Origin of the sequence: Bradyrhizobium sp. HKCCYLS1011 (assembly GCF_051167795.1) — a bacterium.
In the GTDB taxonomy this organism is placed as follows: domain Bacteria; phylum Pseudomonadota; class Alphaproteobacteria; order Rhizobiales; family Xanthobacteraceae; genus Bradyrhizobium.
In genome coordinates, this window is sequence record NZ_JBNPTT010000005.1 from 601,358 (window position 1) to 613,799 (window position 12,442).

Here is a 12,442-nt window from a genome sequence, read left to right on the forward strand (position 1 = left end):
CGCACGGAAGAGCGCGTCGGACCGTTAGTGCTGCATAGCCAGTTCGACGGCGCGCCCGCGATTGCCGACGATCTTGACCTGATCCTTGCCGCATTCGAAGCCCTGCGCGATCTGGTCGGCGGCCTGACGAGCAAGGTCATTGGCGTCAGGATTGGCTGCGGTGTCGATATAGGCGACATGGCAGACCGGGCCGGGCGACAGCCGCGTCACGATCAAAAGCGATTTGTCCCGCGGGTGCCCCGCTTTGTCCTGATCGGACTGGTCGGCGATCTGCCAGCGCTGGATCAGCGCGAACGGCTCGCTGCCGGCCATGCGCCATTCGACCCGGGGGGAGGCTGAACTGAACGGCGCGAACCAGGTCCGCGCGGCCGGCTGTCCGGCGGCTTCGCCACGATTGCGACCGGCGGAGACCGTCTCTCGCAAATCATCGACATTTACCGACACGACAAGGCCAGCCTTGCCGCGACAGATGCGCGAGGCGTGCTCGTCTGCGTCCTTCTTACCTTCCGCGCTCCAACAGTTGGCCGCGGCCGTGGTGGAGTAGGTGCTGCCGAACACAGGCTGGGCGATCGCCCTGTCCATGCAGGCGGGAACGCACATGAGCGCGGCAAAGGACGCGTTCAAGGCTACAAAAGCGGCTGATGGCTTGCGACGGTTTCTCATGGCCTGCTTGAGACCTCCAACTTTTGTCTTTTGTTCGACGTGCTCAAGTTGGGGACGAGGCGATAAAGCGTCCGGAAGGACCTGACTTTGCCCAGAATTTGTCTTAGAACGACGGGCTTGCGACGTCGTCACCTGCCAACACACTCCCATCATGCCTGTCATCTCGTCGAACAAACCTTACCGCATCGGCCGGTCCAAGACCGGCCTTGGCCTGTTCGCCACCAAGTCGATCAAGAAGGGTGAGAAGATCATCCGGTATTTCGGGCCACTCCTGGACACCAAGAAGGAGGAGGACGACGCGGTCGAGAACAAATATCTGTTCGAGCTCGACAAACGCTGGACCATCGACGGATCGGTCCGCGAGAACATCGCCCGCTATATCAACCATTCGTGCCGGCCGAACGCCGAATCCGACGTCAAGCCGCGCAAGAAGAAGATCTTCATCCGCGCCATCAAGAACATCGAGCCGGGCGAGGAGATCAACTACGACTACGGAACCGACTACTTCAAGGCCTACCTGAAGCCAATCGGCTGCAAATGCGAGGCTTGCGAACGGAAGCGCAAGAAGAAGCGCGCCGAGGCGCGGGCGGAGCGCATCAGGCTGAAGGAGAAGGAAGAACGCAAGGCCAAGCGCAAGGCCGAGAAGCCGGTAAAGGGTGACTCGCGCGTCAAGGCCAAGCCGAGGGTCAAGTCCACGGTCAAGACCACGACCCATGGAAAGGCCGGAACCAAGCCGACAACCAAAGCCAGGCGCGGCCTCAACAGCGGCGTCAGACGGAGCAAGGCGCCCTCACTCAACGAACAGGCCCAGGCGGCCTGATCCAGGGGGCCGCAGCGCCCGAGGTCGGCGACGCACGCGTCGCCATGCTCTCGTCACTGCGCTCTCGTCAGGGCGCCTTGACGAAGCCGAGCGTTGTCCAGGTCACGCCGGCGGCCTGGTTTCTCGCGTCTCTCGAAATGGCATGTTCGTTGAAGACGAGCGTCATGTTTTGCAATCCCGCCAGTGCGATGATTTCGTCGTCTGCGACCTCGAACATGCGCCGGCCCGGCGGCACCGGCCCGTGACGCAAACGCATGATCAGGCGGCCGCCGGCCGTAATTCGGCTCGCAATGTTCGGCATCGCCTGCGCGCGCTGGTCGGCATCGAGATGCATGAACACGGCCGTCAGCATCACCAGATCGAAGCTCTCTGCTCGCGCGCGTAGCACCGCAAGTTCCGGCAGGCTGTCGTCGATCCAGGTAATGGCTGGTGAGGGATGCAGCGCCATCGCCCGCAGCCGCAATGTGTCGGTCGGCTCGACCGCGACCACCTGATGGCCCAGTCCAGCCAGCCAGGCGCCATCGCGGCCGGTGCCCGCGCCGATGTCCAGCACACGGGCCGGGGGCTTCGGCATGAGGTGCAGCACGGCACGATGCAGATCCTGCGCGGGATGGCTTTCGTAGCGGACGAAGAGATCGTCCGCCTCCTCGGCATAGCCCTCCGTCCCGCTCACCCGATCGGCCATGGCAATTCCTCGCGGCTGTCCCGCGGACTCTATCCCCGGAACGATGCGCGCGCACCGCCGAAATCATGATCATCCCCGCGGTTCGCGGCCTTCGTGTTCAGCGCAGCCATGATTGCAGACGACGAGACAGACGTCGCGCTCGCAACGTCTTGACCGCTCTGGTCTCGAAGGCCTGGACATGCGCAAATACGAGGCTGCCGGTCGCCGCAACCAATGGCTCCGGCATGTTGAGCGAGCGCGCCAACAGCCAGGTGGCAAATCCAGTCAACCATTCCAGGATCGCGGAAGCGGGACGTGCGTCGGGGCCGGCCGGCGTGCTCATACTCATCTCCTTGGATGCGAAGATGATCCGGCGGGCGAGGCAATTCGATTACCTGGTGCGTAATGGAAGCCCTGACATCAGCGTGATAGGTTTCGCAGCATGAACGCACAGGCATCTGCGGCGCGCGCCGACCGCGCCACCCCCGTTCATGTCGGCGAACATTTGCGGCAATGGCGGCAGCGGCGTCATCTCAGCCAGCTCGATCTCGCGCTGGATGCGGAGATTTCGGCCCGGCATTTGAGCTTCGTCGAAACCGGCCGCGCCGCGCCGTCGCGCGAGATGGTCCTCAAACTGGCGGAGCGATTGGACGTGCCGCTTCGAGATCGTAACGTGCTTCTGGTCGCCGCCGGCTACGCGCCGGCGTTCCCGCAACGGCCGCTCGATGATCCCGCGCTCACGGCGGCGCGTGCGGCGATCGATCTGGTCCTGAAGGCCCATGAGCCCAATCCAGCCCTGGCGGTGGACCGGCATTGGAATCTCGTCTCGGCCAACCGCATGGTGGCGGCGCTGCTCGCCGGTGTTCCGCAACGGCTCCTGGGATCGCCGGTCAACGTCCTGCGCCTTGCCTTCCATCCCGAAGGGCTGGCGCCCCGCACCGTCAATCTCGCCGAATGGTGCGGCCATCTGCTCGAACGGCTGCATCGTCAATGCGAGGCGACCGCCGATCCCGAGCTGGTCAAGCTCTATCAGGAGCTGAAGACCTATCCGATTCCGGCGCGATTAGGCCCGCCGGCAACCAATGACATCGCGATCCCCTTGCGACTGCGGCATGGCGAGGAGGTGCTGAGCTTCTTGTCGACCACCATGGTGTTCGGCACGCCCGTCGATATCACACTGTCGGAACTGGCGCTGGAGACCTTCTTTCCCGCGGATGAACTGACTGCTGCGCGGCTGCGGGAGATCGCCGCCGGCCTCTAGGCTTCGCTTGCGCTGGGCTCAAGGCGGCTTATCTTGGGCGGACCGTCGCGACCAGAGGATCCACCATGAGCACGTCACCGAGCAGCCTGAAGCCGTTGGTCATCGACATCGTCTCCGATGTCGTCTGCCCGTGGTGCTATATCGGCAAGCGTCGGATCGAGCAGGCTTTGGAGCTGGTGCCCGACGTTCCGGTCGAGGTGCATTGGCGGCCGTTCTTCCTCAATCCCTGGGTGCCGCGCGAAGGCATCAGCCGCGAGCAATATCTCACGACAAAGTTCGGCTCGGTCGAAGCCTATAAAGGTATCGCCGGTCGCGTGGTCGCGGCTGCGGAGCAGGAGGGGCTGAGCTATCGTCCCGATCAGGTCGCGCGCCAGCCTAACACGACCGATTGCCATCGCCTCATTCACTGGGCCGAAGCGATCGGCAAGGCGGCAGAAATGAAGCAGCGGCTGATGGAATTGTATTTCCGCGATGGCGGCGATCTCACCGACGTGAACGTGCTGGTGCAGGCGGCGGCCGATTGCGGGCTTGATGGTGACGATGTGCGCCGTCGCCTCGCCACCGACGGGGATGTCGCCCTGGTTTCAGCGCAGGCGCAGGAGGCGGCCGAGAAGGGCATTTCCGGCGTGCCGACCTATGTGTTCGCGCAGAAATACGCCGTCTCCGGTGCGCAGGATCCGCAAATGCTGGCCCGCGCCATCCGCCAGGTCTCGGCCGAGGTGAACGCAGAGGCGGCTGAGTAGCTGCAGCGGAAGAGGCTAGCGCGTTCGCAAGCCACGCAGGATGTGGACGCCGCGCCGAGCCACGTCGAGCGCACCGCGGCGCGCGGCGAGCGCAGCGTGGATCAGCTCCACGAGCGGATCGCGGGCGCGCAACGGCAGCAGCACATCGCCGATCACAAGCCGACCTCGCCAGATCGGATTGATCATCGGATGGTCCGGTGCGGCCGTGGAGTCGGCCGAGGCGATCGCGGGATCGGCGCAGAGATGCCGAGTGAGCGCGATTGTGAGCTGCACGCCCGGGGAGTACTTTGCGTAGCGCTCGTCGACGCCAAGCTTGAAGAAGAAGGCGCGGCTCTGATGCCGCAGCACGACGCCCGAGGCAACGGCCGTATCGCCGCTGCGCAGGGTCACGACCTCGCACTGGCTGTTGGCCGCGAGCGCAGGTGCGGCGCGGCGGATGAAGGCGGCGTCGCCTTCGTGCTGGATCAGCGCAGTGCCGCGCCGGCCTTTCCAGCCGCTGGCTTCCAGCTCCAGGAAGGCTTCCAATGCAAGCGCGACCTGACGCGGCGTGCGCGCAATATCGAAGCTGACCGGGCCGTGCTCGGCCAGCCGATGCCGTTGCCGCCGCAACTCCTTCAGCTTCTTGGGTCCCAGCGCATCGCGCAGCATGTCGTCGCCGTCACCGGTCGCGTCGAGGCATGCGCGCGAATAGGATTGTAGCACACGCGGTTTTAGACCCTCGCGCGCAAGCGCGGAGCTGATCGCCTGCATGACAGCGCCTTCGAGAGCCACGTCGCGCAGCAGCAGCGCCCGCGCGCCGGCCTGCCGGGCGGCCTGGAGGAGCTGCGTGACGGCAGGTTCCGCAAGGTCGCGATCGACCAGCGGTGTGCACAGCGTGCCATAGGGATGGCCGCTGACCAGCGCAGGCAATGGCACTTTGTACGCGCGCCGCAACGAGGTGACGGGCATCAACCCGATCAGGCGCGCGGGCGGGCCGTCGTTCCAAACGCACAGCGCCGACGTGTCGGTCCGGCCGCGCGCGGAGGCGTTCACTGCGGCTTCCCAGTCGGGGAGGTAATAGCCATTCGGCTCCAGCGCGCGATCGCAAAGTGCGCGCCAATCGCCGAGCGGGATGGTGTCCAGCTGTACGAGGCTATGCGCCGGGCCAGAGGTCAGGCGCACGGCTCGCGCATCGGCGCGCGCGTCACCGCAGGCGATCGTTCGATCGATGATCTCGGCCACGTCTTAGAATCCCCATGCAAACCACATCGGCCTTTTGGCGATGCTACCGTAAAGTTCGCAAAAGGGACTTGCAGGCTGCCGGCAATTTGAGCGGCAGTGTTAACCTTCGGTTCGCGAGGCGAGCTAGGCCTATCTGACGAGCGCGACAGGTCGGAAGGCGCCAATCAACGGCTTCTCCAGCTTTCCTTCCATGCTCTCGAGGATCTCATAGGCCTTCTCACGCGGCATCACCGGCCGGTAGCTGCGATGTTCGATCAGGGCCGCGAAGATATCCGAGATCGTCAGAATCCGCGTCAGGTCCGAGATGCTGTCGCCGTACAGCCCGTCCGGATAGCCGCTACCGTCGAGATATTCGTGGTGATGCCTCACCGCGTCGAGTGTCTCGGCCGTGATCGCGGCATTGGCCTTGAGCGCATCGTAGCCGGCGGCAGGGTGGGTCTCGATCAGAGTCCGTTCCTGGACGTTGAGGCTTCCCGGCTTATCGAGGATGGTCAGTGGAATCTTCGCCTTGCCGATATCGTGGAACATCGCGGCCATATAGAGCCGTTCGAGGTCGCTGTTCGGAACGCCGAGGCTCAAGCCGAAATCGACGGTGACGCCGGTCACCAGCAGGCAGTGCTGATAGGTGCCCTCGTGATGGCGACGAACCGTCGCAAGCCAGTCGGCGAGCCCATTTTCGGCGATGCAGTCGGCGATGCGCCTGCCGGCACGGCGGGTCTCATCGACGTCGATCTCGCTGCCGCTCAGCACGGAGCCGAACATCGATGCGATGCAGGCGGCTCCGGCAAACGCGGCCTGCCGGCCACCGTCCTGCGTGATGCTCGGTCCCAGCGACGAGGACCGCAGATCGAGGAGCTTGCCCAAGAGCTGGTTGCGGTTGGGCGTGCTGGACATCACGCTGGTGGCTCCGAGCGCATAGGCCTGAACGGTCGACAGGCGGGACTTGTGATCGGTGAGGAATATCCGCTTCGGGATGCGCGAGAGCTGATCGGAGACTTCTTTCAGCGCCGTTATGTTGGAGACGTTGCGCAGATCCGCGGCGACGACCACCGCGTCAACGCCGCGGCCGCTCATGCGAGCGTCGTCAAGCATTTCGGAGGTCAGCGAAAAGCGCTCTTCCAGCATGCCGCGGAGCACCGCCAGCTTGGCTATGTCGTCGCCCACGAGATGAACGTTCATGAAAAACCCGAAACCGCAATCATCCGCTTTTGATATTCGGCGATGAAGATGCTGAAGAATCGTTAAATTTGCGCGCGTCCTTGAATCACCCGTTGGCGGTCCGAATTAGTCGAAAAATAACGAATGACGGTCACCGCCGTCGAAAACGGTATGGTTGTAAGCCCAAATCGAAACACGTTGGATGCCGCCGGTCGAAACCGCGACGCTCCATCGGTGTATTTCATCCTATTTGGTCACCATAATGGAAGTGTAATGTTCGGATACGCAATTGTCTTCATTACCGACGCGGCGGCGATCCTTGATCTCGCCCTCGGCAATGGTGAGCCGGTAGGTCTGCGACCCCAACGGGGTGCCGGTTGCCGAGGTCAGGTCGGCTCGAACGCAGGCGGTCCACCCGTCGCCGCGGACCGCGCGGTGCGGCTCTGCGACCCGCATGTTGCGCGGATAGGATGTGGCGAGAAAGACCTTGTCCAGGTTGGCGCGGACCAGGCGTTCGACATCGGGGGCTGGCTCAGGAGGCGGCTGGTCGGGTGCTTTGGCGCGCATGAATTCTGGGAGCGACGCGTGAGGATCGGCGGCGCATCCCGTGACCGTCAACGCCACGGCCATCATCAGCACCGAACGAGATACAACTGACTGCATTGGCAACCTGGCCCACACCTCGGGCACAGAATATTCGTGATCGCGGCAAAGACCGGCCGCGGCGGATCAACATTTGCTGATCGCAGCCCGTTTCGCCCTCACGCTTTCTCTCGTGCCGGCGACAGCCGGCGAGCCGGTGATCGCCGCATGCCGCAATGAACCGGGGCAGGAATCCGCCCGACAAATGCTCAAGCGAGGATCGTCAAGGAGATCGCCATGTTCCGCCACATCCTGTATGCCGCATTGTTAGCCGGCGGATTGTTGGCCGGTGCGAGCCCGGTGAGGGCCGAAAACCGGCTGGCGCTGGTGATCGGCCAATCGGCCTATCGCGTCGTCACGGCGCTGCCAAATCCGGCCAACGACGCCAAAGCCATGGCGCAATTGTTGGGCGATGCTGGCTTCGAGGTCACCGCAGCTGCCGATCTGTCGCAGCGCGATCTCAACCGGCTGGTCGGCGATTTCGCTGCCAGGATCGCCGCGAAGGGGCCGGACACGGTTGCGCTGGTGTTCTACGCCGGCCACGGACTGCAGATTGACGGCGAGAACTATCTGATCCCGGTTGATATCGATCCGCAGCGCGAGGCGGACATTCCGCTGCAGGCGGTGCGGCTCAATGACGTGCTCAATACTTTGAACTCGGTGCCGAGCCGGATGCGCATCCTGTTGCTCGATGCTTGCCGCAACAATCCATTCCCCGCGATCAATAGCACCGCGGGCCACGGGCTTGCGCTGGTCGACACCAAGACCGGTGCGCCCGGCACATTCCTGTCCTACTCGACCTCGCCCGGCGCGGAGGCTGAGGATGGCAGCGGCGCCAACAGCCCGTATACGACTGCGCTGCTCCAGGCGGCGCGCGAGCCGGGCCTGCCGATCGAAGAGGCGTTCAAGCGGGTGCGCCTTGCCGTCAACAAGGTGACTGAAGGCCGTCAGACACCCTGGGATTCGTCCTCCCTGACGGAAGATTTCCGCTTCATCGCCACCAGCGACCCCGCTGCGGCGAACGCCGGACCACGGCCCGTCGTTGTCAAACGGACGGTGGAGGAATGGAAGCGGACGTTGCAGGGCAAGCCGACCGAACTCGCGCACGAGATGATCGTCGGTGACGGCAGCGTTGCAGCCTACGAGGCCTTCGTTGCGATTTACACCGCGCCACCCTACGGGCCGGAGGCCCGCGCCTGGCTTGATCTTCATGACAGGATGGCGGCGTGGAACGAGGCCGTGCTGATCAATACGGTCGCGTCCTATCAGGCGTTCCTCGACCGTTATCCTAATAGCGATTTGACGCCGACCGCACGCAAGCTGATCGAGCGCTTGCGCAACCGTCCTGTCCTCACGCGGGTCGCCGCTGTGAGCAGCGCGCCGGCAGTGCCGGCTGTGCAGAGTGCTCCGTCGATCGCGCCGACCAATGCGGCGATCGGGCCGACGTGTCCGTGCGCGGCTCCGCCGCCCGGAAACAAAGAGACAAAGAAGGTCGAAGAGAAGCCGACAAAGAAGCGCGACTCTGATCAGCCCAGGCGCACCGGCCGTCCTCACGTCCGCGATTTCGACGATGTCGTGGTCTATGAGCCGCCGGTTCGCCCCTATTACGGTCCGCCCGTTGGTGTGCCTCCGGTCGGCATCGGCATCGGGATTGGGATCGGCGGTGGATATGGCGGCGGTTACACGCGTGGCCCCGCGAATTTTCCTGGCCGGCGTGGCTATTAAGTGAACGGGCAGCGCGATGAAGGCGGGCGCCCGGAACGGAGGACCGCCATTTTTGAATGGCTTCAGCTTGAATGACTTCAGCCCTGCGAATTGCGATCGCGCAAATTTGCCATTGCCCCTGCTGCGGCTGCGGCTAAGTTCGTCCGCGAACGAGGCTGGAGCGTGCGATGAGAATCCTGCTGATTGCGGTGCTGGTCGGACTTGTTGCCTGGCCGGCCCAGGCGCAGATGGGTGGCAGACGCTCTCGCGGCGACGACCAGCGCAGCGGCGAGCCGAAGAAGCCTCAGATCGACGAAAAGGCCTATAAGGCGGCACTGGAGAAAATCCCCGAGCCGAAGGAAAAATATGATCCTTGGAGCGGGGCGCGGCCGACACAGCCGGACAAGAAGCAGAAGTAACCAGACAAGGACACTGCGCCTCAGGGAGCAGCCGGCCAGCCGATGCTGACCGGCGCGTCGGCCATCCAGACCTCAGTCGAACACGATCCCGATCCGCTTGTCGTGGCTCCAAACGGCGTGGCAGCGCCGGGTGAATTTGTCAGCCGGAATCACGAGCGTGAAGATCTCGGGCAGGCCGACCGGGTTCACGACTTCAACCCGGGCTCCGGTGTCCGAAATATTACGGACCATGCAATCGACGGCGCCGCCGCCGTCGAATGCGAGCCTGCCCTGTTTAAGCACCCGGTGGCGCTGGGCTATTCGTTTATCGCTTGTCGTGTCGCTCATGGCCGTTACTCGATGACTGATCGCACCGCCTTCACATCAAAATGTACCGAAAAAGTACCGCTAAACCGTTTCACCGTGATGAATGCGGTACCGTTCAGCGGCGCCGTCAGGTTCATATCGCGTTAACGACGATGCTCCCGCCTCACAGCATGGCGAATGCGCTCGAGACCATCGCGACCGGCCTGGCATCGGCTGCACTTGTCAGCGTCACGCGACCGAAGCTCATGGTCCGGCCGAGGCGCACGACCCGCGCATCGGCGAGCACGTCGGAGGAGGCCACGGCACGCATGAAATGCGTGGTCTGGTCGACCGTCGTCATCGGTCGATAGCCGCGATTGGCGGCGACCATCGCAATCACCATCGCCGTGTCCGCGAACGCCATGAGAGCCTGTCCGCAGACCACGCCATTGTCGCGGCAGAGTCGGTCGGAGAAGGGTAGGCGCAGCACCGCGCCGGGCTCTTGCCCCTCCGTGAGCACGATGCTTTCGACCGAGAGCGCAAGCTCCTTGATCCAGGGCGCGAACACGTCGTCGAGGATGCGTCGTACGGCCTCGATGCTGAAAGCGGGGCTGTCTTCTGCCATGAACGTGCGATCCTCCCGTTTTTGATGGGGTAGTCGAGACGGCGGGATCGGGCAAGGATGCCGCAGGTACTCGGCTTGAAAACGCCGGAGTTGTCACCCTATGATGCCGCTCTATGCGGGGACCGCACGCGAGAGGACGTCGCGAAGCGTGGTTGTATCTGTTTGTTTCCGTCGTCCCCGTCAGCCAGGGTCTCGGGGTGTTGCTGCACCCGATGCGGATCGGCTGACACGACGGAACCGAGTAGATCGGACGATCCCCAAGGATTGGACGCGCGCTTGGCGTCCGGGCGGGCGGTGCTATAAGACGGCCGCGTTTCAGGGAGCATGCGATGAAGAAACTTGGTTTGGCGGTCACCGTTGCAGTGCTGACGGCATGGATCGCGCCGGCAGTGGCACAAATGCCCAACATCAATCTGCTCGCCGACGGCCCGTCCAAGTCCGATGAGGAGAAGGAGGCCGATGCGGCTCGGGAGAAGGCCTACAAGGAGACCCTGAAGAAGATCCCGAATGCCCAGACCAGTTCGGATCCATGGGGCGGGGTTCGCACCACCGACACGCCAAAGACACCCGCGGTGAAGACCACGGCTGCGGCCAAGAAGAAGGGCGGCGCCAGCGCCAACTGATCGGGGCCGACGACGGCCCAGTGTCCCGCCGGGGGCGCGCGTTTGCTTCGGACTCGGATTCGCTCAGCCCTTGTCTATATTGACGGGATTGTGGCGTTGACGGAGTTCGCGAGTGAGAGAGCGTCCGCGAGACCTCGCCAGCCGAATGGCGGCCCGGCGCAAGGGGGCCGACGGCTACGTGCGCGACACTTTTACGCTGCCACGTGACGAGGCTCGCGCCAAGGCCCGCGAATACCTCACCCGCTATCCCAAGGCCGGCTATATGAGCGCCGTGGAAAGCTGGCGGGAACTGCCGGACGGCGCGATCGAATTCACGATGCGGCGGCTCCGGAGCGCCGATTGAGAGCCGGCTGCACGCACGCCTGTGCCCGCATCCCGGTCGCTATTCCTTCTCTCCCAGCAGCTTCCTTGTGTGCCGATTGATGAAGTGAAGCCGGGTGCAGGCCTTGCAGATCACGGTTTCATAGGCGCTCGGATCGCCCGGCCTAGCTTCTTCCAGCCAGTGCTGCACGTTCATCCCGGTCCGAGGACATTTGAAGATCAGATTACCCATATCCTTGTAATATCGGACAGGATCGGGCTGAACATTTTGATCTTGATCAATTGCTGCAGCGCAACCGCTTGGGTCGCCGGGGCGCTCCAGCGCTGACCGGACCACGTTCCCGGGCCAATTCTGCAAGTCGGGGGGGGGGCGGCCGCCTCAGGCGGTATCAAGCGACTCGGCAACGATTCGGATCCTGAACACCGGCTGCCGGGCTTCGTTGAGGAGCTCCATCTGCCACTCGGAATTTTCGGCAAGCTTGCGCGAGATGCTGCTCGCCATATCGGCGCAGACGGTGGTCATCTCCTTCCAGGCGGCGTTCCGGTCGGGACACTCAGTCCCATATTCGGAAACCCCCGAGTAGGAGCCGTTTCGGATACGAAAGAAATAGAGCGGCATTGCCAAAACCGGTGAGCCCCGACCGCCCCCAGGCCGTGGTTCCCATGAACGCTTAAATAAATGGAGGCGGAAACCTGGCTCAGATCAATTCCGGGAAACTACGGTCGGTTTGTTCATCTTAAGATTGTAAATTGGCCGAGCCGAATTTCCGCGTGCTTTGCCGTCATTGCGGCGGTCAGGCGGGTCGATTTTCATTCGCTTTCGGTGATCCGCAGCAATCCGTCGCCAGTCACCACGGGTCCTTCGTCGGTCACGGCGACATAACCTAATGTCACCAGCCGGTTCAGATGAGCCGGCGGCACGCTGGGGGCAGACTCGCTGACCGCGATCTCGATCAGCGATGCGAACTCTTCGGGCGTAAGCAGGGGAGGGGTGTGGACGGTCATCGTTCAACTGAAGGTCGGTTCACGCGTTGCGGGGCTGCGGGTGCCGGCCAATGCAGCCGTTGCAGCAGCTGAATGTCAATCGATGTGCGATGACCGACTGCGATGACTGACGACGATGAGATGTGCAATCCCGGATTCGCGGGTGGGATCGCAAAACCTTGCGAGCGAGGTGGCCGAGCCCCGGACCGCCGCGGACCGAGGCTCGGCGTCAACGTCGCAGCTCCCCTCGAGGGCAGTTCGGCAATGACGTTGTAACTCTAGTACGAACCGTCCGTCGAACCTTGAGTC

Annotated in this window: 17 protein-coding genes; 7 read left to right on the forward strand and 10 right to left on the reverse strand. The window is 63.5% G+C overall.

Annotation, left to right across the window (positions count from 1 at the left end; all coding sequences use genetic code 11):
* Positions 1 to 24 precede the first annotated feature (24 nt).
* Complete coding sequence (locus tag ACQR1W_RS19740; RefSeq protein ID WP_434852341.1) at positions 25 to 837, reverse strand: hypothetical protein; 813 nt, start codon at positions 835 to 837, stop codon at positions 25 to 27.
* Between ACQR1W_RS19740 and ACQR1W_RS19745 the strand changes: the two genes are divergently transcribed.
* The gene (locus ACQR1W_RS19745) at positions 815 to 1,483 is read left to right on the forward strand and encodes an SET domain-containing protein (RefSeq protein WP_434852342.1); all 669 of its coding nucleotides are present in this window, start codon (positions 815 to 817) and stop codon (positions 1,481 to 1,483) included. The two genes, ACQR1W_RS19740 and ACQR1W_RS19745, sit on opposite strands and share 23 nt — an antisense overlap.
* Before the next feature lie 67 nt (positions 1,484 to 1,550).
* Here ACQR1W_RS19745 and ACQR1W_RS19750 read toward each other — a convergent pair whose 3' ends face one another.
* Positions 1,551 to 2,168, reverse strand: coding sequence for a class I SAM-dependent methyltransferase (locus ACQR1W_RS19750; protein WP_434852343.1), 618 nt, complete (start codon positions 2,166 to 2,168; stop codon positions 1,551 to 1,553).
* 97 nt (positions 2,169 to 2,265) lie between these two features.
* Positions 2,266 to 2,490, reverse strand: a complete 225-nt coding sequence (locus tag ACQR1W_RS19755; RefSeq protein WP_434852344.1) for a hypothetical protein — start codon at positions 2,488 to 2,490, stop codon at positions 2,266 to 2,268.
* Between the two features lie 99 nt (positions 2,491 to 2,589).
* Between ACQR1W_RS19755 and ACQR1W_RS19760 the strand changes: the two genes are divergently transcribed.
* Both ACQR1W_RS19760 and ACQR1W_RS19765 read left to right on the forward strand, forming a co-directional pair.
* Positions 2,590 to 3,408, forward strand: coding sequence for a helix-turn-helix domain-containing protein (locus ACQR1W_RS19760; RefSeq protein WP_434852345.1), 819 nt, complete (start codon positions 2,590 to 2,592; stop codon positions 3,406 to 3,408).
* Positions 3,409 to 3,473: 65 nt separating this feature from the next.
* Positions 3,474 to 4,151: a DsbA family oxidoreductase gene (locus ACQR1W_RS19765; protein ID WP_434852346.1), complete on the forward strand. Its 678-nt coding sequence runs from the start codon at positions 3,474 to 3,476 to the stop codon at positions 4,149 to 4,151.
* Positions 4,152 to 4,166: 15 nt separating this feature from the next.
* On the opposite strand, the gene ACQR1W_RS19770 is transcribed toward ACQR1W_RS19765, so the two are convergent.
* The 3 genes from ACQR1W_RS19770 to ACQR1W_RS19780 form a co-directional block, all read right to left on the reverse strand.
* Positions 4,167 to 5,312: a GNAT family N-acetyltransferase gene (locus ACQR1W_RS19770; protein ID WP_434852499.1), complete on the reverse strand. Its 1,146-nt coding sequence runs from the start codon at positions 5,310 to 5,312 to the stop codon at positions 4,167 to 4,169.
* Positions 5,313 to 5,501: 189 nt separating this feature from the next.
* Positions 5,502 to 6,551 (reverse strand): HD-GYP domain-containing protein, encoded by a 1,050-nt coding sequence (locus tag ACQR1W_RS19775; protein WP_434852347.1) that lies wholly within the window; start codon positions 6,549 to 6,551, stop codon positions 5,502 to 5,504.
* A 225-nt stretch (positions 6,552 to 6,776) separates the two neighbouring features.
* Positions 6,777 to 7,193, reverse strand: coding sequence for a hypothetical protein (locus tag ACQR1W_RS19780; protein ID WP_434852348.1), 417 nt, complete (start codon positions 7,191 to 7,193; stop codon positions 6,777 to 6,779).
* A 216-nt stretch (positions 7,194 to 7,409) separates the two neighbouring features.
* On the opposite strand from ACQR1W_RS19780, the gene ACQR1W_RS19785 reads away from it, so the two are divergent.
* Both ACQR1W_RS19785 and ACQR1W_RS19790 read left to right on the forward strand, forming a co-directional pair.
* Positions 7,410 to 8,897, forward strand: coding sequence for a caspase family protein (locus ACQR1W_RS19785; RefSeq protein WP_434852349.1), 1,488 nt, complete (start codon positions 7,410 to 7,412; stop codon positions 8,895 to 8,897).
* Positions 8,898 to 9,064: 167 nt separating this feature from the next.
* Positions 9,065 to 9,295 carry a hypothetical protein gene (locus tag ACQR1W_RS19790; RefSeq protein ID WP_434852350.1) on the forward strand — a complete coding sequence of 77 codons (231 nt, stop codon included), beginning with the start codon at positions 9,065 to 9,067 and terminating at the stop codon, positions 9,293 to 9,295.
* Between the two features lie 72 nt (positions 9,296 to 9,367).
* Here ACQR1W_RS19790 and ACQR1W_RS19795 read toward each other — a convergent pair whose 3' ends face one another.
* Positions 9,368 to 9,622 carry a PilZ domain-containing protein gene (locus ACQR1W_RS19795; protein WP_434852351.1) on the reverse strand — a complete coding sequence of 85 codons (255 nt, stop codon included), beginning with the start codon at positions 9,620 to 9,622 and terminating at the stop codon, positions 9,368 to 9,370.
* A gap of 142 nt (positions 9,623 to 9,764) precedes the next feature.
* On the reverse strand, positions 9,765 to 10,205 hold the full coding sequence (locus ACQR1W_RS19800; protein ID WP_434852352.1) for a PaaI family thioesterase: 441 nt from the start codon (positions 10,203 to 10,205) through the stop codon (positions 9,765 to 9,767).
* 329 nt (positions 10,206 to 10,534) lie between these two features.
* Between ACQR1W_RS19800 and ACQR1W_RS19805 the strand changes: the two genes are divergently transcribed.
* A complete protein-coding gene (locus ACQR1W_RS19805; protein ID WP_434852353.1) occupies positions 10,535 to 10,828 on the forward strand; it encodes a hypothetical protein in 294 nt (97 codons plus the stop codon).
* A gap of 112 nt (positions 10,829 to 10,940) precedes the next feature.
* Complete coding sequence (locus ACQR1W_RS19810) at positions 10,941 to 11,171, forward strand: hypothetical protein (RefSeq protein ID WP_035982583.1); 231 nt, start codon at positions 10,941 to 10,943, stop codon at positions 11,169 to 11,171.
* 357 nt (positions 11,172 to 11,528) lie between these two features.
* Here ACQR1W_RS19810 and ACQR1W_RS19815 read toward each other — a convergent pair whose 3' ends face one another.
* Positions 11,529 to 11,768: a DUF6894 family protein gene (locus tag ACQR1W_RS19815; RefSeq protein WP_434852354.1), complete on the reverse strand. Its 240-nt coding sequence runs from the start codon at positions 11,766 to 11,768 to the stop codon at positions 11,529 to 11,531.
* A gap of 191 nt (positions 11,769 to 11,959) precedes the next feature.
* Positions 11,960 to 12,154 (reverse strand): hypothetical protein, encoded by a 195-nt coding sequence (locus tag ACQR1W_RS19820; RefSeq protein ID WP_008971642.1) that lies wholly within the window; start codon positions 12,152 to 12,154, stop codon positions 11,960 to 11,962.
* Between the last annotated feature and the right edge of the window lie 288 nt (positions 12,155 to 12,442).